Raw genomic sequence first — 24509 nt, forward strand, 5'->3', positions numbered from 1 at the left:
AGGATGCCAGGCTTGCACACCCTTGCGCAACTCACGAAGTGCCACTAAACTTCGATCTTCATAACAACACGCACCGACACTCGTCTCAGTGTCTGAAGTAGTGCGGGGGGCTTCGGCCACAAAACAAGGAGATCGAGATGTCAGGACGTAGTCATTTAATTGCTTCAGGTTTAATGGGGATTCTGGTCGGAACGCTCGCCGCGATTCCGGGCCTCAATGTTTCCTTCTACTGTTGTTGTTTACCGTTGGTCGTAGGCGTTGCAGGCGCGATCTTCATGACCTTGAAGACCAATGATAACGCGCCGATGTCTAACAATCGCGCGATGGCGATCGGTCTCTTGACCGCAATTGTAGCCACCGTCGTCTACTTCATCGTCGGGACGGGGCTTCAGCTTCTCACGATTGCACTGATACCCCAATACCAAGAGATTTTTACTAGGCCAGAGTTCCAGGAAAAACTTATGGAAAACATTGGCATCACTGGTGGGGTCTTTTTCTTCACGATTATTTCCCAAGTCGTTTGGACCATCGTTTTCGGCATTATCTTCTGTGCGATTGCGCCAATTGTAGGGGTAGCCACGCTCAATTTCGTCTTTCCTAAGCGTCTTGAGGGTGCGGAGTGAAGCCGGCGAGCACCTGGCCGGTGTGGCTGCTCATGGGCGGAATCTTGTTCGTGGGTCTTCTGCCATGGCTCATCGCCCTTTTAGACCTAAATGTCTTACACGCGGCCTTCCGTCCATTCTGCCACCAGGAGCCTGAGCGCTCCCTCTTCTTTGACGGAAATCAAATGGTGGTCTGTAGTCGATGTGCCGGAATCTATGCCGGGCTTGTTTTGGGCGTGTTTTTCGCACTCCCATCGCAAAGGTTTCCATGGTTTAGGCAGCTCATGTTTATGGCTCTCTTTCTGATGGGCCTCGACGTGCTCACTCAGGATTTGGGACTTAGACCACCGTGGCACGCCACACGCATAACCACCGGACTCCTCTTAGGCTTTGTGCTGGCCGCGTGGCCAATCACCCTGCTTTTCAAAGACCTCAAACGCACACGAGTTCTGACGCAACCTGCCGTTGCTATAGTGAAAAAGCCCAAGTAGAGTAGTGGTTTACGAGAGAAAACTATGGACAATCTACCGAGTCAAAACTCGTCTTCAAAGACGCTCATCATCGTCATCATCACGGTCGTAGTCCTCTTCGGACTCGCCGGTGCCGGCTGCTTTTGCCTCTTCGGCTCAGCCATTTTCGGGGGCCTTGGAATGGCGGGAGCCTCTGAAAAGACCTACTATCCAGAGTGTGAAATGGTGGGTAGCAGTGAGGAATGTAAGACCTGCTGTTCGATGCGAGGACACTCCGGTCAAGCGTACGGCAACCTTATCAACGACGACGGCAAGACCTGCGGCTGTTTCTGAGGCAATGTTCAATTGTACTCATCTCTGACGCTTGGACCCTTCGATTTAGTTTTCAAAACTCGAAATTGTGAAGGGCGCGATTAGACCACCAACAGGTGTTGACAGATTAACGCTCTCTGGAGAGACTGTCGTAGCGCATTCACTTGCGTTTAATCGACATCTTGAGGACTCTTTATGGCTTCGCCCTGCGGAAACGCTCAGGCTCGAACATACGGATAGAGCCTGACACTATGGCCGCGTTTCTTCAATCCCTTCTGGGTTTCATTCTGTTCTATTTCGGGGGCGTTGCACTTGGCTGGATCGTGTTGCCCCTTGTTCGCGTCTTTTCGGCAAACGAAGCTGTAGGTAAGCAGCGGTGCCAAAGAATTGTTGCCTCATGCTTCAAGCTCTTTTTGTGGTGGTTATCAATCAGACTCTATAACTTCGGTTTCTTTTCTCAGTCTGGCGAGCCGCTCAACGCAACGTATTTCACCAAGCCAGGGGTCGTCATCGCAAACCATCCATCGCTTCTCGATATTGTACTGATCGTGGCAACGATTGGTCATGGAACCATCATTGTACACAAACGCTTCTACTTTAATCCGCTTCTTGGGCCGCTTGCGTGGTGTTGTGGGTATATCTGGGCGGATCTCTCAATAGGTCGAGGTGCAAAGGTGGTTCATGATGCGGTGTCTTGCATCAAGGCAGGTGGAACAGTCGTCATGTTCCCTGAAGGTACACGGTCTGAAGCTGACAACTTGATGAAGTTTCGTCGTGGTGCCTTTCAGATTGCCCAGATGGCCAACGTTCCGCTCATACCTCTTTGGCTGAATTGCGAACCGCGCTATATGGGGCGCAATCAGGGCTTTCGCGGATATCCAAAACGAGGTAAGGTATCCCTATATCTGTTTCCATTTGTGGCGGACCAATCCGAATTTCTTGTAGAAGATGCACGCGGCGCTGCGAAATTTTGGGAAGAAAGATATCTTAAGAAATTAAATTCATTTGGATGAGGAATCGAATGAAAGCGTTTGAACGAGAGATTGCGGCGCTCACCATCGAAAAGCTTATGCTTACAGGTGTTACACCCGACACAATGGATGCGGATGGTTCGCTGGTCGAAGATTATGGGCTCGATAGTGTCGATTTGTTGGAATTGGCGATGGCTATTGGCAGACGATATGGCATTGAGTTTCAAGATGGAAGCGAAGAGAATGCTTTGGTTTTTCGCTCGATTCGAACGCTCGCCGCGCATGTCGAAGCAAACCACGTTCCAGCTGAAGATCCCCAGCTGACCTTTGAACAACTGGCTTTTCAAGAGATTGTCAACGGTCTGTCTGATATGTTTGGGTTTCCTCCGGAGACCTTGTCTCGACACACTCAATTGGTCGAGGAGCTCGACCTTGATTCCCTTGACGCCCTTGATCTGATCGTTCGTCTGCAAGACAAGTTGGGTGCCCGGATTCCCGACAGCCGATTGATGGAATTGCGTACCATTGGTGATGTGGTCGATATCGTCGTCGAACTCAATGAGTCTGCAAAAGCGTCATGAAGGTCTCTGTCGTTGATTATGCTCTAAGCTGTGCCTCTGGCGGGTCGACCGAAGAAGCGATGAACTCCATTTTTGGCGGAAAGTCAGGCATCGCGGAGGAGAGCGGAAGGTTTATCGGTCGAGTTTCGGCCTCACTTGGCTCGCTACCGGGCCAGTTTCTAGAGTTCGATACCCGACAAGCTCGACTCGCAGTGCACGTTGTTAAAATGATCGCCCCTTCCATCTTTAGAGCCCGTGAAAAGTGGGGGCCCAAGCGTGTTGCTGTGTTACTCGGTACGAGCACGGGTGGGATCGAATGGGTCGAGGCAAACTATACCCCCGGAACACGAGACGTCGTATCTTCGCTAGATGGAGGTGCGTGTAACAAGCAGGCATTTGGCGCGGCGTCTTATGTCGTCCAAAACATGTTCGAGCTAGAAGGCCCGGCCTACGCGATCTCAACCGCATGCAGTTCTAGCTCGCACGTCTTTGGCGCTGCAAAGAGACTGATACACAGCGACAGGGTCGATGCAGTTGTCGTGCTGGGCGTGGATACGCTTTGTCATGTCACGATTGAAGGGTTTCTCGGACTGGGACTGCTCGCAAGTTCCTTATGTCGTCCTTTCGACGTCGCAAGGGACGGCATCAATATTGGTGAAGCAGGTGCTGCATTCTTGCTGGAAAGGGATTTGGACGCGGAGTTTCACCTTTGTGGTTTTGGAGCATCATCTGATGGCTATCACAGCACGCGCCCTCCTCCCGATGGTGCAGGCGCTGCCTTGTGCATGCAAGCGGCTCTCGAGGACGCCGGGCTTTTGCCTCAAAACGTCGTTGGTGTTCACACCCATGGAACGGGCACGGTTGAAAACGATCGCGCTGAAGGAAGGGCAATTACAGGGGTGTTTGGCGCTGGGATGTCCGTCGTGTCGACCAAAGGTGCCACGGGGCATACCCTTGGCGCCTGCGGAGCACTGAACGCAGCCATCGCCCTGGAGAGCCTTAGGAGGCAATGCCTACCAGGAACACATGGCTTGGAGGTCATCGATCCGGTCCTCTCGGTGAACGCCGATAGCGCACCACGGCCTGTCACAGGCGACTATGTGGCATCGAACAGTTTCGCCTTCGGTGGAAATAACGTCACGCTCATTTTGGGTAGGTCCTAATGGCGTGGATTGAAGCAACAAGTTCATGGTGGCCGGGACGCGGTAAGTTGCCTGCATCGCAGCTTCTTGCGGGCTCCGCTTCGCGAAGAGCTGGAGACCTTACCCGTGCCTGCGCTCACGTCATCGACGAGTTAGGACCCTTTTCGAAAACAGTCCCTATCGTATTCGGCTCGAGTTTAGGGTGTGTGTCGGTGCTCTTTTCCCTTCTCGACGAAATCAAGCGTGATGAGTTGGGACTTTCGCCAATCGCCTTTTCGTCATCAGTGCATCATTCTCCCGTCGCGGCCGTAGGTGTATCCAATCAACATATCGGACTCTTAACTGCCGTGTCTGCAAACGAAGATCTGGCTGCGATGCTGATCATCGAGGCTTTAGGCTTGTCTTTGGAGTTTGATCGCGTGCTCGTGATCGGAGCAGAGGAGCCTTGGCCCAAAGCCTATGGTCACGAAGAATTCGAGTTGTACGCTGGTGCCTTTATGATGGCCCACGATTCAGAGCGGCAACTCATTGTCGAGACGAGCACCGAGCCGTTCAAGAACACACTATCCGGGCTGCTTCGATACAACCCCGCTGCGGGTCTTGAGAAGTTCTTAGAGTGGAGTCGAGAAGCAAAACCAGGTGATGAACTCATCATTTCACCCAATCGTTCAGGGGGCTCATGGAAAGCGAGATGCCAGTAGAGGTCTCGATCGAGGAGCTTATCCCACACTCCGGTCAGAGCGTGCTCTTGGACCGAGTGATAGCCGTAAGCGAGACGCAGATACACTGCGAAGTCATGGTGAAGCCTGGTGGCCTCTACATTAAAGAAGGCGGTGTTGGGGCAAGTATCTGCATTGAATGGATGGCGCAGGCGATTGCAGCATATGCCGGGTTTCATCGTCGTGAGAACTCAGAGCCGATTCAAGTCGGATTCTTGGTGAGTTGTCGCTGTGCTGAATTGCTCATTCCGTGGCTGGAAGTCAACCAAATGTTTACTGTTCGAGCAAAGGTTTTGCGTGATGGGGGAATGCAAATGGGATCCTTTAAATGTGAGGTCCTCGCGGGCGACGCGGTCGTCGCGAGGGCGACTCTGAATGTCTACCAGGGACCGTTAAGTCAGGGGGCTGTATGAGAATGTTAATAACTGGAGCGAGTCGCGGGATAGGTGCAGCTATTGCGGTCGAGTTGGCAAAGACCCACGGTGGCCACATCACGCTCAACTATCGTTCGGATGATGTCGCGGCTGAACTCGTTGCTACGCAAGTTCGCGCTCTCGGGGCAGAAGTCGCGCTGGCCAAATTCGACGTCGCCGATAGAGAAGCCACAGAGGATGCGATCGCAGATATCCTCAGAGATGGGCCGATTTCGATCCTGGTCAACAACGCTGGCATCTCCAACGATGGCGTGTTCCCGTCGATGCAGCCAGAGGCCTGGGATAGCGTCATTCAGACTTCCCTAAACGGTTTTTACAACGTCACCAGGCAATTGGTCATGCCGATGGTGCAACAACGTAAAGGTCGCATCGTTACAATCTCTTCAATCTCTGGTGAAATCGGGAATCGCGGCCAGGTAAACTACTCGGCCGCAAAAGCAGGACTTATCGGCGCGACAAAGGCTCTGGCAAAAGAAGTTGCCCGGCGCGGCGTTACGGTGAATGCGGTGACACCCGGACTTATCGAAACTGAGATGACCGCATCTGTGCCTCGCGACCGAGTCCTCCCAATGATACCGATGCAGAGGTTTGGAACTCCTGAAGAAGTCGCAAAGGTTGTAGCATTTCTGTGTAGTGACGGGGCTAGCTATGTCACCGGCCAGGTGATTGGGGTTAATGGGGGTATGGCATGACACGACGGGTTGCCGTGACAGGTGTGGGAGTTATCTCACCGATTGGTTCTACGCTTAAGGATGTAGCAGAGTCGCTGACAAAGGGGCGGTCAGGGGTCCATGTTCAGGAAGCTTGGCGCTCAATCAATGGGCTCAACACGTTCTTGGGTGCCCCTGTCGACCAAGATCTCTCTGGGTTCACGAAGAAGGAAACTCGTACAATGGGCCGTGTCGGGCAATTGGCCGTCAGCGCCACTCAAGTGGCTCTCAAAGACGCCGGGATGTCAGAAAGTGACTGGCAGTCCATTCGTTGCGGAATTGCCTACGGATCGACTCAGGGCTCGTCACAGGCACTTATCGAATTTGCCACCCAGATTATGAATTCCGGAGGGGGGCTTAACGGGGTGCGTCCCACAAACTATATCAAGTTCATGTCGCACACCTGTGCGGCAAATTTAGGGACGTTTTTTGGCGTACGTGGCCGTATCGTTACGACGTGTTCTGCGTGCACCAGCGGCTCTCAAGGTGTCGGCTTTGGCTATGAATCCATAAAGTACGGAATGCAGGATATCATGATTGCTGGAGGCGCCGAGGAGCTTCACTACACACATGCTGGCGTTTTCGACCTCTTGCGCGCAACCTCCACTCTGTACAACGACCGTCCTGATGCTACACCAAGACCGTTTGACAAAGATAGGGACGGATTGGTTGTCGCCGAAGGTGCCGCAACACTCATCTTGGAGGAGTGGGAGCATGCAAAGAAACGTGATGCCACGATCTATGCCGAAGTGCTGGGCTATGGCACGACCTGCGATGGAGCGCACATGACATCGCCACAAAAGGACGGAATGGCTTCGGCTATGGCCGTCGCACTTGCGGACGCTAGAATTCCAGCAACTCAAATCGACTACATCAACGCTCATGCCACTGGTACCCAGATCGGTGACTATACCGAAAGCCACGCGACACTCTCTGCAATTGGTGACAAGACGCCCATCAGCTCGACAAAAGGAATTACTGGACACGCGTTGGGGGCTGCGGGTTCGTTGGAATCTGTGATTTCGATCCTCGCCCTGCGGGAGCAATTCTTACCCAAGAATTACAATCTGGAAACGCTAGACCCCGAATGTGCGAAGCTAAATTACGTTCTAGAAACAGAGTCAAGGAAACTTAAAACAGTCATGAACAATAACTTCGCATTCGGTGGTGTGAATACTTCGCTCATTTTTGGTCTGCCGTGAGTCGGTCTGCCGTTCTCATCACCTCCACGGTCGTGTTCAGCATTTCGTATCCGCTGCTCGTTTTCGCTGGTCACGCCTACTTCTCGGTCCGAGACATCGCTTTGGGGCTCCTTGGACTGCTCTGTTTACGGCTCGCTTTCAGCATCCGTCGCCCAAGAGAGCTCGCGATTGCATCCGTCGCGCTTGTCCCAGTCGCCTATGCTGCTTTGTTTAGCGACGAGGTTGGTTTGCGCTTGATACCAGTCATGATCAATCTCGGCATGTTGGTGCTTTTTGGGAGCACTCTAAGAACAATTCCCGTCATTGAGCGATTTGCGCGCCTGGTTGATCCTGAGCTCAGTCAGGCGCAAGTGGCTCATTGTCGACAGTTTACACTCATTTGGTGTGTGTTTTTTGGCGCCAATGCCCTAGTTGCATTCGCCCTAAGCTGGGCGCCTTCAGCAATCTGGGCGATTTATACCGGGCCAGTGAACTACTGCTTGATGGGACTGCTGCTCTTTGCCGAGTTCGTCGTCCGTCGATACCGTTTTAGAACGTACTCGGACAAACTCTACGATCGTGTCTTGCGCCGCGTGATTCCTCAACAGGTTGGCAATGTCTCAGATTAAGTTTGTCCAAACCGATCAGCGCTTCACGTCCCAAGTAGCGGAGCTGCGTGGTGTGATTTGCCAACAAGCAGGTGACGTTTTAGCGACCTGCACTGATCCGAAAGTCACGGCGATTCTTGCTCACGCAGCTTGGGCAGAAAAACGCCGCATCATCTTCGCTCCTACGAATCAACCGGAAGCGGTGGAAGAGATCGTTCGAACTCGAAAGGTTTTCGTGCTTTCTGGTGAAGAAAGAAGCGCTACCCAGGTCAACGAGCCCATCAGGACTCCAGAAGATTCAGACATACTTGCCGAGTTCTACACCTCCGGCAGCACCGGAACCCCCATCAGTGTGACCAAAACGGCGCGGCAACTCTTCTCGGAGGCGTCCTACCTGACGGAGCATTTTCGGATCGAGCCTCACGATGTGTTGATGTCGGGTATCCCCGCGAGGCACCTCTATGGATTCTTGTTTTCGGTTATGATCCCAGCCGTCAGCGGTTGTTGGGTCGTCGAAGCTCAACCCGTCTATCCGGCATCAATTCGGCAGACCTGTGAAAGAAATGGAGTGACACTTTTCGTCAGCACTCCTGCACAGCTAAGAACTTTGGCACGCGTTGAAAACAAGCTGATGGCCAGAATTCTGTTTTCTTCCGGTTCGGCACTTGATCCCAATACTCGCCAAGCCCTGGAACAGACCGGACTTCGGGTGGTCGAAATCTTTGGCTCAACTGAAACAGGAGGCATTGCCACTCGTGAAGATAGCGGTATATGGCTTCCTTTTGCCACGAACGAGATCAAACAGGGATCCGATGGAAACCTGCATGTCAGGTCGCCCTTCCTCCAGAATCCTGCCGAATTCTTCGCCTGCCAAGATTGCGTCCGAATCGTACCAGAGGGCTTCCAATCGCTCGGGCGGTCTGACGATATCGTCAAAGTAGGTGGAAAGCGTGTTTCCCTCGACTTCATCAAAAACGCCATCTTGACCCAGCCGGGCATCATGGATTGCGCAATCTTTGTTCAAGACGACTTCCGTGTGCGACTTCATGCCTTTGTGGTTGCAAGCAAGAACACCAAGACGTCAACCCTTCGGGCTACGCTTTTGAAGCAGCTCGATCCGGTCACACTCCCACGCATTCATTTGGTAAGTGAGTTGCCCAAAACCGAGCTAGGCAAGGTGTCAAAGAGCGATTTGGAAAAATTGTTGGAGAGGAGCGAGCGCGAAATTGACGTAGTCTCATCCGAGTCGTCTGCCGACCAAGTGGTCATCTGTTTCACCGTTCATGAAGACTGCAGATTCTTTGAAGGACATTTTGACGACTTTCCGATTCTATCCGGAATTGCGCAAATCAAATTTGTCGAGCACCAGATCGACCTGGCGTGGGCTGACTTGGGACACCCAATTCGGTATGAGCGGCTGAAATTTCGCAAACCGATTCTTCCCAACACCAGCGGCAAAATGACGCTCGCGCGAAGCGGAAGCCGGTTCTCTTTTCGCTTTGAATCCGAGCAAGGCATTCATACAAGTGGAGACGTGATTTATGCCTGATCCAACCTATCGTATCTGCTGCATTATCCCCTGCTACAACAACGTCGCCACGATTGCGCAAGTCGCGAAACGTGCTCGGAGAGAAGTGGAGGACGTCTTTATCGTAGACGATGCCAGCAACCCTCAAACGCGCCAAGTGATCGAACGTCTGGGTGCGGAAGGCTTTCATGTCATAACCCGAGAAGAAAACGGCGGTAAAGGTGCAGCCGTTAAGTCTGGTTTCGCCGCAGCAGTCGCAAAAAGCTTCACACATGCGATTCAGGTGGATGCCGATGGTCAACATGATTTGGATCAAATTGGCCCGTTCATTGAGTATAGCCGTCGGGCGCCTCAGGCGTTGATTCTGGCCCACCCCATTTTCGATGAAACCGCACCGCTGGGGCGGCGACTCGGCCGCAAAATTACCCTGTTTTGGACACATATTGAGACCCTGGGTAAGAAGATCGTTGACCCAATGTGCGGGTTCCGAGTCTACCCGCTTCAAGCCGCCATAGCCGCGGATGCCCGTGGTAACCGGATGGACTTTGATATTGAAATCGCGGTCAAGTTGGTTCGACTTGGGGTGCCTGTTCTCAACTTTCCCATCAAGGTCCGATACCTCACTGCCGACGAAGGTGGCCTCTCAAGCTTTCGATTGTTTTGGGACAATGTCGCGATCTCGATGATCCATACACGACTCGTGTTCTCGCTGATTCCCTGGGCACTTAGCCCCAAACGCCCGCTCGGACTCATCCATGAATGAAGAACACGTGGTGACTCCTACTGAACCTGACGACTGGCTCAGCATACCAGAACGTGGTGGTGCGTTTGGTATCTACTTCTTAGCATGGACCGCGACCCGTGCTGGACGGTGGGTGCCTCGCCTAATGCTAGGGCCAATTGCAGCGTACTACTATCTGATGAGTGGTACCTCGCGACGAGCCATCACCGAGTTTTATCAGCGTCTAAACGGTAGTCGACCTCGGAGGCGTGATGTCTTTCGAAACATCCACCGCTTTTCGCAAGTTGCTTTGGATCGAGTGTTCTTTTTTGTCGGGAAAACCAGCGCATTCGAATTCAAGAGAACGGGGTCTCATCATTTGGCGGAGCAAAGCGCAAAGGGCACAGGTGGGGTGCTCATAGGCGCGCACCTCGGGTCATTTGCGGCAATGAGCGGTGCCGGTGAAACCAAGAATTATCGCATCAACGCAGTGATGTACAACGCCAACTCGAAGGTTTTAAACAGCGTGTTGCAGCGCTTTGGAGGCAAAGATGCAATTCGGACCATCGACATCTCCACCGACCGAGTTTCAGCCGTCCTCACTATGAAGAAGCGTATTGAGGAAGGGGAGTTTGTTGCACTCCTTGCAGACCGCGTCGTGCCGGGTTCGCAATCGAGCCGAGTTGATTTTTTGGGAGGTTCGGCGAAGATATCGACGGGTGGATTTGTCCTGGCATCGGTACTAAAATGCCCGGTTTTTTTGGTTTTTGGTCTCTACCGTGGCGGGAATAAATATGACGTGTATTGCGAACCATTTGAAGAACTGATTCGTTTGCCGCGAGGAAAGGAGAAGCAGGAGGTTTTAGACCAACTCGCACAAAAATATGCCGACCGTTTGGCCTATTATGCGGCAAAAGCACCCGATAATTGGTTCAATTTCTATAGTTTCTGGGAACCCGACACAACGGGAACTTTGGAGGGAGAAAAATGAAGTCAGTCGTATTCGGTTCGACCCCGTTGACAGTTGAGGACATCGTCGGTGTAGCGCAAGGGCGTTTTACGCCGAAGCTCAATGTCGACCCATCGTTTCGCAAAGAGATCGATCATAGCCGAAGAAAGTTTGAGGGGTTGGTTGGTCAAGACGCACGAGTTTACGGCGTCACCACAGGGTTTGGCGAAAACATACGCATGACTATTGGTTCGTCCGAGGCGTCAAATCTCGCCCAAAATCTAATTCGCTTTCATGGCTGTGGAACCGGAGATATCTTCGGTGAGCACGAAGCTGCAGCGATTACAGCCTGTCGGCTGCAGTCTCTATGCTCGCCTTATTCTGCTGTGCGTTGGGAGCTTCTGGAGCAAGTACTTTGGATGCTTCAGAACCGAGTGCTTCCAGCAATTCCCGTGGAAGGCTCTGTTGGGGCAAGTGGCGATCTCACACCACTTTCTTACCTTGCAGCCAGTGTTGCTGGCACCCGAGAGGTCCTTTGGAAGTCTGCACTGCATCCGACCGAAGAGGTCTTTGCTGAGTTGGGGCGCACTCCGCTCGATATCGGCCCTAAAGAAAGTCTCGCGATTATGAACGGCACCAGCGCCATGACGGGCGTCGCCACATTGGTGATCCACCGAGCGCGGCGACTCAGCGAATTGGCTGCATATTTGTCGGCCGTTCTCAGTGATGTCACCGACGCGAACTCGGCGCACTTTGATCCTAGACTGCATTCTAGCAAGCCACATGCTGGCCAGATTTTGGCGGCAGAGCGCATGGCAAGATGGCTGTGCTACGATCCCGGCCGTCATGTCGATCCCGAACAGCTGCAAAGCGTCTATTCGATTCGCTGCGCGCCACACGTCATTGGCGTGCTTTCAGACACGCTCAAGCCGGCAACTCTCTGGGTTGAAACCGAATTGAATGGCTCAAGCGATAATCCATTGTTTGACGCGGAAATGGGAGTCGTTCTTCACGGCGGAAATTTCTATGGAGGGCATGTAGCAATGGCGATGGATATGTTGAAGACGAGCATTGCCAGCGTGGCCGATCTCATGGATCGGCAAATGCAGTTGCTTTGTGGACCAGTCGTGGCCAACGGATCGCATCTTCCTCGCAACCTGGTGCCGCCGGATCATCATGAAGGCGGAGACGCACGCCATGGATTCAAAGCCATGTCGATTGCGACTTCTGCGTTGGCGGCTGAAGCCTTGAAGTTGACGATGCCTGCGACGGCGTTTAGCCGCAGCACAGAAAGCCATAATCAGGACAAAGTCAGTATGGGCACCATTGCTGCACGCGATGCGTCAAGGGTGATGCAGCTGACAGAACGAGTCGCTGCCATTCTGATTATCGCGCTCGCCCAAGCGGTTGACCTGAGACCGCCAGCAGCCACCCAGAAAGCATCCCGAGCCTTCCGTGATTTAATCCGTGAGGATATCGACTTCGCCGACAACGATCGCCGCTTCGACGGTGATATTCGCACCGTCGTCGGTCGGTTGGAAGCCTCCCTTGTCGAAGACTTGCGCAGGCTCGAAAGATGACAACTCGAACACCCATTTATGTTCACTTCGAGGTACCTTTTCATGATGTCGACCGCGCCAATATCGTCTGGCATGGTCACTATCTAAGGTACTTTGAGTTCGCAAGAACGGCGCTCATGCGTGCGCATCGTTTAGATGTCGATGATTTCATCGATTTAGGACTCGGACTCGTTGTTTCAGAATCGAGATGTCGCCATGTGTCACCCGCACGATATGCGGACGTCCTGCGAATTGAGGCTCGCTTTGAAGCAGTGACTCACCAGATTGTTGTCGGGTATTTGATTGTGAATGAAACAAGTGGGAAAGTAGTCGCTCGCGGACGTACAAGTATGGTTTGTGTCAATTTTGATTTGGACCTCCTGCCAAAAGTGCCTGCTGAAATCCTTGATCGAATTGGTAAGTTGCCATGAGAATAGTACTAATCTTTTTGTGTGCGTGGTTGTGTTGGACACCTTCGCTTGGTGCGCAAGGTGCTCCTGATGAGGCCACCCCTTCAGCAGAATTTCTCTTAAAGACATTGCGGTCGAAACAGGTGATTCGAGTTGAATTTCAGGAAGAAGTTCGCCTGCCTTTCCTTAAACAACCGTTGAAATCGAGTGGGTATCTGGTTATCCATCCTGATAAAGGATTCATTCGTAAGGTCCTCTCACCAGCCGAGTCCGCGGCCGCATTTGATGGCAACCGAATTACCGTAACAGACGCGTCTGGGACTTTTTCGGTCGACAAGGAAACTGCCCCACAGGTGGTGTCTGCGATGTTGTTGTGGAGAACTCTCGTCACTGAGTCCGAACCCTTAGATAGGAATTACGACGTCTCGGTCAAAACGAACGATGGGGAGTGGTCGGTCACCTTAAAGAGCCGAGACAAAGGTGCGATTTTTGAAAAGTGCGTCATTCGAGGCAAAGACAACGTCGTTATGACGCTAGACCTGGACGAATCGGATGAGGTCAAGCGATTCATTCGTTTTGGAGTGCCTCAACCTGCGTCCAAATTGTCCAACGAAGAATCCGCGATGTTGGAGAGTCTGTGAGGGGTTTTGTCGGGGCACTCTTCGTCATCATCCTTGGTGGTCTTTTGACGTTTGTTTTCACGCAAAGACAGCCCCGCTTCCCGTCAGATATCGTGGAGTTTTTGCCGGTCGGAGATGACTCGTCCAGTGCAGCTAAAGAGCTTGCGCGATCTGGATTGTCACAGAGAGTCGTCCTTTTGATCGAGGGTGTTCCCCATGAACAACGCCGAGAGTTTGTTGGTAAGTTCGTTGAAGATATGAAGGGTTCGGGACTTTTTCGTGAGGTTTCAGGCGGCCCTCCAAACACCATGTCGCAAGTTCATGACGTGTACTTTCCCCATCGCTATAGTCACCTCGCTTCCACTTCCGAGGAGTTGGAGCAGCTCAATACAGCCGCTGCAATGCAGGACAAGGCCGAAAGCTTTTTGGCGGCTCTCAATGGTCGCTATTCGATGTTCTTGCAACGAGCTGGCCCAAAGGATCCACTCCTCGCTTACATAGGTATGGTGGAGCGCCTATCAACCCTCATGCGTCCAACGATGCACGTTGTTGATGGATTCTATCAAACCTCGTCGGGCGAATCCGTCATCTTTGCAGAGCTCAGTGTCTCCCCGTTTGATTCTAAATCGGCGGTTCAAGTCCATGACTTCATTCACACGAGTTTCGACCAACACAATGTTTTCGAAGCTAAGTTGATGATCAGCGGCGTTTATCGATACACAAAGTCGATTTCAACGACCATTAAGAATGATATTCAGCGAATCACCGTCGTGAGCCTGTTCGGGATCCTCTTCATTTTCGGATTTGGGTTTGGTAAGCTTCGGTTTGCGTTGCTTCCGATTCTTTCGATTGGCGTGGGTGTTCTGGCCGCCATACTTTTTACGTCAATTGTGCTCAGTGAAATTCATCTGATTGCGTTGGCTTTTGGAGCCTCACTAATAGGAGTTTGTGTCGACTTTTCGATTCACTTCTTGAATCTTTCGACGCACTCAAAGAGGTCGGTTTGGCCACCAATTTGGCTCGGTGCCCTCACAACAATTGGGGGATTTTCTGTGCTCTTGACATCGACGGTTCCCGCACTCAAGCAAATCGCTGTGTTCTCAACCATTGGGGTCGTGACCTCGGTTGGAACCACGTGGCTACTCGCTCGCCACTTCTTCTTGACGGAAAAGGCACCACGTCATCAACGAGCCGTCGTGGCAGTGAATCAAATGTTCGATCTTCTGCGTACCAGACCCCTTTGGGCGCTGAGCCTTGGAGTCCCGACACTTTTGATTCCGATGCTGGGCTTGCCTTCGCTACACATCGAAAAGGACATGAGGTCGCTTCGTGACCCTTTGCCGGCACTAAGAATCGAAGATGAATTGGTACAAGCCAAGATCTCAGGAGAGAGAAGCTCAAGTGTGATCATTGTGCGGGGCAACGATGCCCAAACCGCACTTGATCGAAACGACAGCCTCGCAGTTCAATTGGAACACGCTATCGCGAACCGAGAGCTTGAAGGTTACTCGTCGATGCACCACCTTCTGTGGTCAGGGAAAACCCAGGCCATGAATCGTGAATTTCTCCAAGAGAATAGAAATTCGCTATTGAGCAAAATGTCCAAGGCCTATGACGAGGCTGGGGTGGACTCAGCCACTCTTGAGCCAATCAAGGAACAGAATTTTTTTGCTCCGAAGGAGTTTCTAACGCTGAGTGACCTCAGAGGGAGCGCCCTGTCGTCGTTGGTCGACCTCTTTGATGCCAGAAAGGATGGGACCGTGCTTCTGACGTTTTTGGAACGTGTGGATAAGCCTCAAGCGCTTGCCGACCGTGTTGCTGCCGTACCAGGTGCGTTCATGTTTAACCAAGAGGATTCGTTGAATTCAGCGTGGCAGGAACTCGGTCACGAAATCACTCGGGCCGCCTTGTACGGACTAGCTTTGATCGCGTTCATTGTCGTCCTTGGGTTCCGAAAGGTTAGGTCGATATTGGTAGCCATGGTGCCACCCTTTGCGGGATGTTTCGCGAGCCTCGGGGTGTTTGGACTAATGGAAGTACCTGTCGGTCCCATCCATGGTCTGGGGCTCATGTTGGTGATTGCATTGGCGGCTGACTATGGAGTGATGTTGGCTTCCCACCACCGTGACATCGGGCCTGCGGCGCTGAGTATCTTCATGGCCTATGGCTCGACGATGTTTTCGTTCGGGGCACTGGGGTTATCAGAACATCCACTTCTAAGGAGTTTTGGACTCACTATTGCTATGGGTGCAACATTTGCGCTGCTCTTGTTGCCATTTTCAGCAGTCCTACTCCAACGCAAGAAAGATACCGTATGCGAATCGTAGCAATAACTATTCTATTTCTCGTTGGAGCGGGGTGTGCAGGAACGGAGAAGAAAAATTCGCCTGAAGCCAATCTTTCACTCGTTGCCGTGTCACCGGATATCGCTCCCTTTTTCATCCGCCAAAGGGTCGAGATCTCATATGGCGAGGACACCCATCTACTTGACGCCGTGATTGAGTTCGACGGAACCACTGTGCGAACTGTTTTTCTGGACCCCGCTTCACGCCCCGCCATTGTCATGGAGCAGGCGGGGAACGAATTCAAAGCGTTCGGACCACAAGTAGACGCACTCCCTTTCGACCCCCGATGGATTATGCAGGTCATCGGATCGGCGCTTTTAATGAGCCCACTCCATCAATTGGAATTCGAACAGGAAGTGAGGCCTTCCGCTCTTGGCGTCGTGCGAGACACCGCTGTTGACGGGCGCCTTACAACTCGATTCGTTGAGAGTCACCATACGCAGATCGAGTACTCTTGGGACGGACACGCATGCCCAACCTCAATCAAAATCGAAAACAGTAAACAGCTCTATTCGTTGAATATTACTACTTTGCAGTGTGGAGAAGACTTAAATGAGTGACTTACCAGTTGTAGTCATCGGTAGTGGGCCTGGAGGTGTAGTTTGTGCTGCGGCACTCAAGCAGATGGGCATCGACGTAGTTATCATCGAACGAGGCAGGTTCCCACGATTTACGATTGGAGAATCGCTTCTACCCATAACCATGTCTCATCTGAAGGAAGTGGGTCTTTTGGAGGCGGTTGAAAGTGCCGGGTTTCAAAAAAAAGAGGGTGCGGTTTTCGCGAATGACACCTGTTCAACGAGAATCGACTTTTCAAAGTCTTGGAATCCAAGCGCTCCACATGCGTACAGTCTTCAACGTGCGCACTTTGACCACCTACTGGCCCAGCAGGCCGAAAGGCGTGGAATCGAAATTCAATGGAATTCGACGATTGAATCCGCCGAATACAACGGCATTCAATGGACACTCCGAGTTCGAGGGCCCGCGGGGCCATATACGGTTCTAGCAAGCTTTGTGGTCGACTCCTCCGGCAGCGATATCCTGCAGCAAAGACCCACCGCGTCTTCAACAGACAATCCCGTTTTCTCCGCAGTCTTCTGCCATATGAAAGATCCCAATCGACCCGCTGGATTTGAGGAAGGTGCCACTTGGATTCTCTCGAATGATTCAACTACTTGGGGTTGGATGATTCCGTTTAGCGACGGAACCTGTTCTGTGGGATTTGTAGGCCCAGACGCCGAAGTACGAGGCATCGCGGAAACCGATACTGAGCGCTTCTACACCCACCTACATGCATATTCGGCCTCAAGTCAGCGCTTTTCCAACTGCGAAGAGGTGCGTATCAAACCGACATCAGTAACCAATTTTAGACGAGAGTTCGTCAAGCCCTCGGGGCCAGGATATTGTTTGGTAGGCAACAGCTTGGGGTTCCTCGACCCGATCTTTTCATCGGGCCTTGCGATTGCAACGGAGTCCGGGCTCCGTGCGGCCAAAGTAATACACCACACTCGAGAAAATCCGGATTTCAGCTGGAGTCAAAACTACGACAAGCCGTTGTCTCGTGGCCTACGTGTTATGTCAGACTGCGTTAGTGCCTGGTATGATGGAGTACTGCGAGACCTGATCTACTCAAACACGACCAACAGATACTCAGCTCATTTTGAAAAACGTATCACGGGCCTCCTCGCCGGAGGGGTTTGGGACGAAACAAATTCTCTCACCGAAGACACCGCTTGGAACCTGCGATTTCTCCAACAGAGAATTCAAAAGAAGGAGGTTTCACAGCGCCCAGAGGAATGAGTGCGTGGGCTTTCTCGGGGTTGTTTCCCCGTTTTGATCCTGAGTGGAGTATCTCTGCCGAATCTCTTTGGGGTAGATGACTACCAATCTTCATCTTGAGTTAGAGAGATTGTTTCTTGGGGGAAGATCTTACGAAAGAGCTGATCGCCTATATTTTGAGCGGGCAACGCCCCAGCCGTGTCTGGCTACAATTTGGCTGGCACACGCCGTGCAATCTCCAGAAAACGTCCGCAGACGACTTCAAATGGAGATGAATGATGAAAGCGACCAAAACACTGATGTTCCCCCTCTTGCTAACCGTGGCTGCCTGTGGCTACAGCGACGAAGCTCTCTACGGCGACACCTACGAAGGAGCTCCTGTAGAAAGGGCCAACGACCACGAAGACCACGGCGTAAATCCCTGGATTGAAACCTCAGAGGAGGCCACCTCGAGCTTCTCTATGGACGTCAACACAGCCTCCTACACCATGGCACGCCGCGCGATTCTAGAAGACGGGCTGCCAGTTGCGGAGAGTGTTCGCACCGAGGAATTCCTGAACTATTTTCGATTCGAGTACCCTCAACCCACCGATTCTACCTTCGCCATCAACATGGAGGTCGCGCCTAGCTACTTTGGGAGCACCGCTGAAGAACAAAAACACCTATTGAGAATTGGTGTGCGCGGAAAGAGCATCCCGCTCGACGAGATGCGACCCGCCAATATCGTACTTCTTATCGACGTCTCAGGCTCCATGGCCTCCGCGGATAGACTCGGTTTGGTCAAAGAGTCCATCAACGGACTCTTGGAGCACCTTCGGCCTACCGACACCATCGCGATCCAAACCTACGCGAGCGGCTCAACGACCGTGCTTGAGCCTACCGCCGTGGCAGAACGCGGCACGATTCAGGCCGCAGTGGATAACCTCCATGCCGGAGGTGGAACAAATGGCGAAGGTGGCATCGTCGCGGCCTACGACCTGGCCGACAAAGGCTATCTGGAAGAAGGCATCAATCGCGTCATGATCTTCACGGACGGCGACTTCAACATTGGAAAAACCGGCGACGACTTAGTCGAGCTCGTAAAAAGCTATCGCGACCGGCAAATCTTTCTCTCCACCGTGGGCTTCGGCAATGGCGGCTACGGTGACCGCACCATGGAGCAGCTCGCCCGATACGCACAAGGCACCTACTTCTACATAGACTCTTCGCCTGAAGCACAACGAATCTTCGGCACCGAGCTACCCTCGACGCTCGAGGTCATCGCACAAGACGCACGTATCCAGGTGGAGTTTTCCGAGGACGCCGTGCTTCGCTACCGCCTCATCGGATATGAAAAACGCGTCATGAGCAATGAGGACTTCGACAAAGAAGAAACCGATGCCGCTGAGATTGGGCCGGACCACACCGTTACCGCCCTCTACGAGATGGTGCTCAACCCCGAGGCCGACACCTCAAGCCTGCTCTCCACCGTACGGATCCGTCATCGCGAAGGCTTCGATGAAGCCACGATTCTCACCGAGACATTCATCAAACGCTCGCAAATCTTGGCGAGTTTCGACGAGGCGAGCAAGGCCACCAGGTTTGCCGCATCGGTGGTGCACTTTGCAGAAATCTTGCGGAGCGTCAGCCGAGATCTCCGGTTCGACGAAATCGTAGAAATCGCGGATGCCGCGCGTTACACCGACAATGACGACCAGGAGGAGTTCGTCGACCTGGTTCGCAAAGTTAAGAGTCGCTACAACGACTGATCTAGCCTCCTTCTATCTCCTTGAGCAGTTCTTCCAAAAGTGCTGATCCTGCCCAGTTCTTTTGGACTCGCCCATCCGCCCCAACCAGCACAATCGTGGGATAGGAATTGATTCGGAATGCCTCAGAGACCTCCTCATTGCCCTGGAGAATCATATAACGAAGCCCCCGGCTCGCGGCGTAATCTTGGAGTTCTTTGGTGCTATCGTAGTCCAAGGCAATCGCGGCGATATTGACACCAGTGTCCATGGCCGAGAGCTCCCTCATGATGCGATGTTGGTCGGCACAAGGGCCGCAACATGGCGCCCAGAGCATCAGAAGGGCAGGCTTACCCTGTAGCTCATCGCTGCTGCGCACCGTGCCGCTCAGGTCAGCCAACTCAAAACTCGGAATCGGTTCTCCCGGTTGGATCAGGTGGTCAGTCGGGTAGACCGGCCGTTCCCCAGGTTCATCCACAATGCACCGACAATCGGCCTCGCCCGGCAAGAGGCCGGGCATTCCGTCAGCATAGCCGGCACCAAAACAGCATCGCTCACACGCAGTGATATCTTCTAGATTGGCGCATTCCGCAACCTCTTCGAGCTCCATTTCACTTAGCCCAAAGCCTATCAGTCCGACAATCCCGAGGGCCGCCGCCAGAATCCCGCCAACGACCAATGCGATGCAGCCTACGGCCAAGAGTGGGCCTTTTTGAATAGATTTTGACCCCAAGACTTCCTCCAGAAAAACGTGTTGCTGACGTCCTCTAGGCTGGTCTATCGCGCGTTCAATTTCAAGCAGAATGGACTTCTTGGTCGTGGTCAGTTTCCAAAGGCTATCGGTTCAACGAAGAAACTGTTAAATAAATCCCCGTTCTTTAGGTCTAAGGCACACAATTTCCGGCCACGCGCGAAGTGGTCCAAAAACTTTTGATATTGGAGAGGTCATGAGCAAGTTGAAGATGGTGTTGGGTGGTTTGGCTCTTTTTGGCCTGGCAGCGTGTGCAGGGATGCAGATGCCGGCGGGCGGTGTCTGGGGCCCCGGCTACCAGGACGAAGGCGGCTCAAGCTCCGCCGGCTCAGGCGTTGCCGTTCCTGGGCCGAACGCACAAGCCATGTCATACGGTGAGTTCGAGCAGCTCAAGGTTTATGTGGAAGAGGCGACCATGTCTAACCAGAAGATCGACGTGATCGTGAATGCCTCTCAGAGCGCCTATTTCTCTGCGGCACAGGTCGGTGAACTGGTCGTCATGTTGGACATGAAGAACGACCGCGTTCGCGTCGTGGAGGCCGTTGCTGAGCGTATTTTGGACCTCAACAACCCGAATCCGATCGTCACCAAACTCACCTTTGCAGACGAGAAGTCCGACGTTCAAAACATCATGTCGGAGGCTCTGGCGGCGCGTCAGGCAGAAGAGGCGCGTCTTGCAGAAGAGGCGCGTGTTGCAGAGCAAAGACGTGCGGAAGAAGAGGCCCAGCGGGCCGAAGAAGCTCGTATTGCTGAGCAAGAGCGTCAGCAGCAGGCAGCCCAGCAACCGGACAACTCGGGATCAAGCTCGACTTCCTCAAGTTCGTCCAGTTCGTCTAGTTCCAGTTCGTCCTCAGCCTACTGTTGTCTCGGCGACAAGTATAACGAGTGTGATAGTGGGGCGGCTGCCGGCGCTTGTATGGGTTTTGGAAAGTGTATCTTCGATTGTATGGTCGCGGGTGGGTCGAGCTGCGATAGCAAGTGTGCGGACGAGTACCCGCTCATTCAGCAATGTCGTGCGGTTGCTGCAAATGACCATATGTGTCGGAACTGAGGATACTCGCGTCCTCGTCTAGCCCGTTCGCCATATCCTCATTCTTCGGATTTGGCGGCTGCACCACCACCGGGATCACCACATTGGTAGGGAGTTGAGGCACGGCCGGGTTCGGCAATGACTCAAATTTGATCTCGGTCTTGTGCTCAATAAGTTGAGCCGCAGCGCCTCGGCGCACAATCACTCTCACACGTTTTGATTCACCGGCGGCGAGTTTAACTTGCCCTTCGGAAAGCTGGCGATTGTCCGCGAAAAGGCTGACCCTCAAGTCTTGTGTGGACCCAATGCTGACGCGGTAGACGATGGCCTGTTCACTCTCATTTTTGAGCGTGATGGTGGCACTTCGGCTTCCGTCTTCGAGCGTGATTTGCTGGGGCAAAATGCTGACTTCTTGTGCGGCGGCCGTGCCTGCAACAAGGAGTGAAATCATGGCGAACAATGTAATCTTGAGGGTAGACATCTTTGCCTCCTGGGTCCGAGTCATCTACTCCTTAGTATTAGAGCAATCGGCGTGCCATGCCGCGGAGCCAGGCGATCCGTGAGGGGTTGAGTGCGACCCGGAATTGAGTGCCGGCAAATTTTGCCGAGTCGGAAAAAACAGTCTAGAGGGCTCTGTCCTCGTAGGATGAACGTTGGAAAGAGCAGAAAAATAAGTTCTGATCTCAGAGGTTCTTAAAAAACTAAGGTTGTGTTTTACTTCTACGCGACGCATCTAACGCGGGCAGAGCCCGCGTTGACAGGTGAAAGGAACGGCATGTCCGACGAAAAGGAAAATGAGTTTCAGCGAAGCGCGGCCGAAGGAAGCGGACGATATCTAGTTCGCAACCTCCAAACCCTTGAGCTTCCAGCGCTCAAGCCTCGGCAAGGCGCCCCAAATTTCGTCTTCAAGGACCCCCTTTCCTACAAAGTTCGAGAACTCGCCGAGAGCGTAGCCCCAACGAACTCCACCGTGCTCCTCACTGGCGAATCGGGTGTAGGCAAGGAGATTTTCGCGCGTTTTATTCACTACGCCTCCAAGCGCTCCCACAAGCCCTTCGAAGCAGTAAACTGCGCGGCTCTCGCCCCAAGCCTGCTCGAGAGCGAGCTCTTCGGCCATGAAAAAGGCGCATTCAGTGGCGCCGTAGCCCAGCATATAGGCGTGTTCGAACGCGCAAACTCCGGCACCCTCTTGCTCGATGAAGTCTCCGAAATGCCGGTCGAATTACAGGCCAAACTCCTGCGTGTGATTCAAGAGAGGGAAGTATCCCGAGTCGGTGGCACCGAAACCATTCCCGTGGATATTCGTATCATCGCCACTACGAATCGCGACCTCGAGCAATGTGTACGAGACGGCGAGTTTCGTCAGGATCTCTACTACCGGCTGAACGTCTTTCCGCTAAAGATTCCCGCGCTACGCGAGCGGCCCAAAGACATCGCTTCACTCGCTAAATATTACGTCGGGCACCTCTGCGAGAGCCTCGATGTGCAAGGAAAATCCTTGTCCGAAGCCGCGTTGAAACGCCTTGAGGGGTACGATTATCCAGGCAATATTCGCGAGCTCATCAACGTGCTCGAACGCGCCGTGATTCTTAGCCGTGACGCGCGTGTCTTGGACCCTGAGCACATTCATTTTGGTGCCGTAAGTGCCCAGCCCGACGAGTCCGACTTCGGTTTGGACGAGGACACCGAAGCCGATGACTTCGAACTCCGGTTTAAGGCAGGGGACGACCAGCTTACGGATATTCGGCGAAAGGTCATACTTGCAACGCTCGAGCGTTATGGCGGAAATCAGACGCTGACCGCACAGAAGCTCGGTGTGAGCGTGCGGACCATTCATAATAAGCTCAAGAACTACGACCCGTAGAGCATGCTCGTGATTTGGAAGATTATCAAAGAGACGGTCAAGGCGTGGCTTGACGACGACGCCCCCACCTACGCAGCCGCTGTAGCCTTCTACGCCATGATTTCCCTGGCACCCTTGCTCACTATCGTGGTCAAACTCGTCAGTATCTTCTTCAGCGAAGACCTGGCTCAGCAACAACTTCTGGCCGAGGTAGAACGTTTCGCAGGGGTGCACGCAGCCGGAGTCATCGAATCCATCCTGGGCTCCATGACCATGGGAAGCTCAGGAACCCTCGCCACCATCATCAGCGTGGGCGTGGTCATCTTCGGTGCCACGGGCGTCTTTGCGCAGCTGCACACCGCTTTCAACCGAATCTGGGGCCTCGAGAAAGAGCCCGGAGGCATCAAGGGGTTTTTGCGGGTGCGTCTTCGCTCGCTCGGCATGGTGATGGGGGCGGGCGGACTGCTCATGCTCTCAATCCTGGCCTCCACCCTGATCAGTATCTTCACACCGCTGCTCGCGGGGCTCGTGGGTACAAAATTTGTGTGGCAAAGCCTCAATTTCGGCCTCTCGTTTGCGGTACTCACGATCCTTTTTGCCATGGTCTATCGCTACCTTCCGAGCACCACCATCGCCTGGAAAGATGTCTGGACCGGTGGGCTCGTGACCTCGGCCTTGTTTCTTGCGGGTAAGACGCTGATCGGGCTTTATCTGAGCACCAGTGCGCCCGGGTCCGCGTATGGAGCGGCAGGAAGCCTTGTGGCCTTCCTGGTCTGGATCTTTTACTCAGCGCAAGTTGTCCTCTTTGGCGCCGAGTTCACACAGGTCTGGGCCCAGCTCAAGGGCAGAGAGATTCTTCGCAAAGGTCTACAATTCAACGGGAATGACGATAGTTGAGATTTCCGCTGGAATAAGCGGCGCGCGTGCCCACGTTTCATCATGCACTTGGACGTGAAAAGGAGGTGCATGGATGAGACGCTCGAACAGAAAACCTTTGCTACTAGCCGCGCTTTTAGCTTCGTCGCCAGCGCTGGATTTTAGCGAGAACGACGGACTGAGTGTACGCGCCAATTTCCCAGACAAAGCACGCGTCAATGATGCTGGCCATCTCTTGACTGATGAAGACTTCAGAGTCGAGCTTGAGCGCGTGGAATTTGATGCAGAGAGCATCGACTTGCAGGCGAGAAACGAAGAAGACCTCGAGAGGATTCTGACCGTCCCGAATTTTGGGCCCGATCAGACCGAACTCGTGATCAGGGGGGCCAAAGTACATGGCCGAATCTTCGATAACCGTGGCACGGGAAGGGTGCCTGACGCGGGTCTCGGTATCTCGGGCCAACTCCCAGTAGAAGTCGTGGTGCAGAGGGGGACAGACAGCGCCACACCGCTAAATGTGCGCTTTGAGGTCCCCACATTTTTCTTTGAGGGCGTAGACTGGTCTAAGCCAGTCTAAGTACACGCGGGCTCTGTCCGCGTGGGTTGGATTGTGTATCCCAGTCCACAACCTCATCTTTTTAGTCACATCTTGATACCGCTATGTT

27 protein-coding genes are annotated in these 24509 nt (G+C 53.2%); 25 read left to right on the forward strand and 2 right to left on the reverse strand.

The genetic code is table 11. From position 1 onward, the window contains the following. The first annotated feature begins 137 nt into the window (after nt 1–137). The 21 genes from FRD01_RS14240 (at nt 138) to FRD01_RS14340 (ending at nt 19368) form a co-directional block, all read left to right on the forward strand. Nucleotides 138–623, forward strand: a complete 486-nt coding sequence (locus FRD01_RS14240; RefSeq protein WP_146960734.1) for a hypothetical protein — start codon at nt 138–140, stop codon at nt 621–623. After that, the gene (locus tag FRD01_RS14245) at nt 620–1093 is read left to right on the forward strand and encodes a DUF2085 domain-containing protein (RefSeq protein WP_146960736.1); all 474 of its coding nucleotides are present in this window, start codon (nt 620–622) and stop codon (nt 1091–1093) included. The genes FRD01_RS14240 and FRD01_RS14245 overlap by 4 nt, the downstream gene beginning before the upstream one ends. 24 nt (nt 1094–1117) lie before the next feature. Next, on the forward strand, nt 1118–1405 hold the full coding sequence (locus tag FRD01_RS14250) for a hypothetical protein (protein WP_146960738.1): 288 nt from the start codon (nt 1118–1120) through the stop codon (nt 1403–1405). Between the two features lie 230 nt (nt 1406–1635). Then, nucleotides 1636–2397 (forward strand): lysophospholipid acyltransferase family protein, encoded by a 762-nt coding sequence (locus tag FRD01_RS14255; RefSeq protein ID WP_146960740.1) that lies wholly within the window; start codon nt 1636–1638, stop codon nt 2395–2397. An 8-nt stretch (nt 2398–2405) separates the two neighbouring features. After that, nucleotides 2406–2936, forward strand: coding sequence for a phosphopantetheine-binding protein (locus FRD01_RS14260; RefSeq protein ID WP_249755631.1), 531 nt, complete (start codon nt 2406–2408; stop codon nt 2934–2936). Continuing rightward, nucleotides 2933–4078, forward strand: coding sequence for a beta-ketoacyl synthase N-terminal-like domain-containing protein (locus tag FRD01_RS14265; RefSeq protein ID WP_146960744.1), 1146 nt, complete (start codon nt 2933–2935; stop codon nt 4076–4078). The genes FRD01_RS14260 and FRD01_RS14265 overlap by 4 nt, the downstream gene beginning before the upstream one ends. After that, nucleotides 4078–4758, forward strand: coding sequence for a beta-ketoacyl synthase chain length factor (locus FRD01_RS14270; RefSeq protein ID WP_146960746.1), 681 nt, complete (start codon nt 4078–4080; stop codon nt 4756–4758). The genes FRD01_RS14265 and FRD01_RS14270 overlap by 1 nt, the downstream gene beginning before the upstream one ends. Continuing rightward, the gene (locus tag FRD01_RS14275; RefSeq protein WP_146960748.1) at nt 4749–5189 is read left to right on the forward strand and encodes a hotdog family protein; all 441 of its coding nucleotides are present in this window, start codon (nt 4749–4751) and stop codon (nt 5187–5189) included. Before FRD01_RS14270 ends, FRD01_RS14275 begins: the two co-directional genes overlap by 10 nt. Continuing rightward, nucleotides 5186–5902 (forward strand): 3-oxoacyl-ACP reductase FabG, encoded by a 717-nt coding sequence (fabG, locus tag FRD01_RS14280; protein WP_146960750.1) that lies wholly within the window; start codon nt 5186–5188, stop codon nt 5900–5902. Before FRD01_RS14275 ends, fabG begins: the two co-directional genes overlap by 4 nt. Then, entirely contained in the window at nt 5899–7122 is a 1224-nt protein-coding gene (locus FRD01_RS14285; protein WP_146960752.1) for a beta-ketoacyl-ACP synthase, read from the forward strand. The genes fabG and FRD01_RS14285 overlap by 4 nt, the downstream gene beginning before the upstream one ends. Next, nucleotides 7119–7730: a COG4648 family protein gene (locus tag FRD01_RS14290; RefSeq protein ID WP_146960754.1), complete on the forward strand. Its 612-nt coding sequence runs from the start codon at nt 7119–7121 to the stop codon at nt 7728–7730. Before FRD01_RS14285 ends, FRD01_RS14290 begins: the two co-directional genes overlap by 4 nt. Beyond that, the gene (locus FRD01_RS14295) at nt 7717–9258 is read left to right on the forward strand and encodes an AMP-binding protein (RefSeq protein ID WP_146960756.1); all 1542 of its coding nucleotides are present in this window, start codon (nt 7717–7719) and stop codon (nt 9256–9258) included. The genes FRD01_RS14290 and FRD01_RS14295 overlap by 14 nt, the downstream gene beginning before the upstream one ends. Next, nucleotides 9251–10000, forward strand: coding sequence for a glycosyltransferase family 2 protein (locus tag FRD01_RS14300; RefSeq protein WP_146960758.1), 750 nt, complete (start codon nt 9251–9253; stop codon nt 9998–10000). Before FRD01_RS14295 ends, FRD01_RS14300 begins: the two co-directional genes overlap by 8 nt. Before the next feature lie 157 nt (nt 10001–10157). Beyond that, entirely contained in the window at nt 10158–10949 is a 792-nt protein-coding gene (locus FRD01_RS14305) for a lysophospholipid acyltransferase family protein (protein ID WP_249756219.1), read from the forward strand. After that, on the forward strand, nt 10946–12487 hold the full coding sequence (locus FRD01_RS14310) for an HAL/PAL/TAL family ammonia-lyase (protein WP_146960762.1): 1542 nt from the start codon (nt 10946–10948) through the stop codon (nt 12485–12487). Before FRD01_RS14305 ends, FRD01_RS14310 begins: the two co-directional genes overlap by 4 nt. Next, entirely contained in the window at nt 12484–12897 is a 414-nt protein-coding gene (locus FRD01_RS14315; RefSeq protein WP_146960764.1) for an acyl-CoA thioesterase, read from the forward strand. Before FRD01_RS14310 ends, FRD01_RS14315 begins: the two co-directional genes overlap by 4 nt. Next, nucleotides 12894–13517: an outer membrane lipoprotein carrier protein LolA gene (locus FRD01_RS14320; protein ID WP_146960766.1), complete on the forward strand. Its 624-nt coding sequence runs from the start codon at nt 12894–12896 to the stop codon at nt 13515–13517. Before FRD01_RS14315 ends, FRD01_RS14320 begins: the two co-directional genes overlap by 4 nt. After that, nucleotides 13514–15823: an MMPL family transporter gene (locus tag FRD01_RS14325; RefSeq protein ID WP_146960768.1), complete on the forward strand. Its 2310-nt coding sequence runs from the start codon at nt 13514–13516 to the stop codon at nt 15821–15823. Before FRD01_RS14320 ends, FRD01_RS14325 begins: the two co-directional genes overlap by 4 nt. Next, the gene (locus FRD01_RS14330; RefSeq protein ID WP_146960770.1) at nt 15811–16401 is read left to right on the forward strand and encodes a DUF3261 domain-containing protein; all 591 of its coding nucleotides are present in this window, start codon (nt 15811–15813) and stop codon (nt 16399–16401) included. Before FRD01_RS14325 ends, FRD01_RS14330 begins: the two co-directional genes overlap by 13 nt. Further along, on the forward strand, nt 16394–17641 hold the full coding sequence (locus FRD01_RS14335) for an NAD(P)/FAD-dependent oxidoreductase (protein WP_146960771.1): 1248 nt from the start codon (nt 16394–16396) through the stop codon (nt 17639–17641). The genes FRD01_RS14330 and FRD01_RS14335 overlap by 8 nt, the downstream gene beginning before the upstream one ends. A 254-nt stretch (nt 17642–17895) precedes the next feature. Beyond that, on the forward strand, nt 17896–19368 hold the full coding sequence (locus tag FRD01_RS14340) for a vWA domain-containing protein (RefSeq protein ID WP_146960773.1): 1473 nt from the start codon (nt 17896–17898) through the stop codon (nt 19366–19368). A 1-nt stretch (nt 19369) separates the two neighbouring features. Here FRD01_RS14340 and FRD01_RS14345 read toward each other — a convergent pair whose 3' ends face one another. Continuing rightward, nucleotides 19370–20077, reverse strand: a complete 708-nt coding sequence (locus FRD01_RS14345) for a TlpA family protein disulfide reductase (protein WP_146960775.1) — start codon at nt 20075–20077, stop codon at nt 19370–19372. Between the two features lie 214 nt (nt 20078–20291). Between FRD01_RS14345 and FRD01_RS14350 the strand changes: the two genes are divergently transcribed. After that, entirely contained in the window at nt 20292–21146 is an 855-nt protein-coding gene (locus FRD01_RS14350; RefSeq protein ID WP_146960777.1) for a proline and serine-rich protein 1 family protein, read from the forward strand. On the opposite strand, the gene FRD01_RS14355 is transcribed toward FRD01_RS14350, so the two are convergent. After that, complete coding sequence (locus FRD01_RS14355; protein ID WP_146960779.1) at nt 21094–21606, reverse strand: fimbrial biogenesis chaperone; 513 nt, start codon at nt 21604–21606, stop codon at nt 21094–21096. The genes FRD01_RS14350 and FRD01_RS14355 overlap by 53 nt on opposite strands. A 294-nt stretch (nt 21607–21900) precedes the next feature. Here FRD01_RS14355 and FRD01_RS14360 point away from each other — a divergent pair, with 294 nt between their 5' ends. From FRD01_RS14360 to FRD01_RS14370, 3 genes are all read left to right on the forward strand, one after another. Next, nucleotides 21901–22989 (forward strand): sigma-54 interaction domain-containing protein, encoded by a 1089-nt coding sequence (locus tag FRD01_RS14360; RefSeq protein WP_146960781.1) that lies wholly within the window; start codon nt 21901–21903, stop codon nt 22987–22989. 9 nt (nt 22990–22998) lie between these two features. After that, entirely contained in the window at nt 22999–23865 is an 867-nt protein-coding gene (locus FRD01_RS14365; protein ID WP_249755632.1) for a YihY/virulence factor BrkB family protein, read from the forward strand. Between the two features lie 73 nt (nt 23866–23938). Further along, nucleotides 23939–24421 (forward strand): hypothetical protein, encoded by a 483-nt coding sequence (locus tag FRD01_RS14370; RefSeq protein ID WP_146960785.1) that lies wholly within the window; start codon nt 23939–23941, stop codon nt 24419–24421. The last annotated feature ends 88 nt before the right edge of the window (nt 24422–24509 follow it).

Source organism: Microvenator marinus, assembly GCF_007993755.1.
In the GTDB taxonomy this organism is placed as follows: Bacteria; Myxococcota_A; Bradymonadia; order Bradymonadales; family Bradymonadaceae; genus Allomicrovenator; species Allomicrovenator marinus.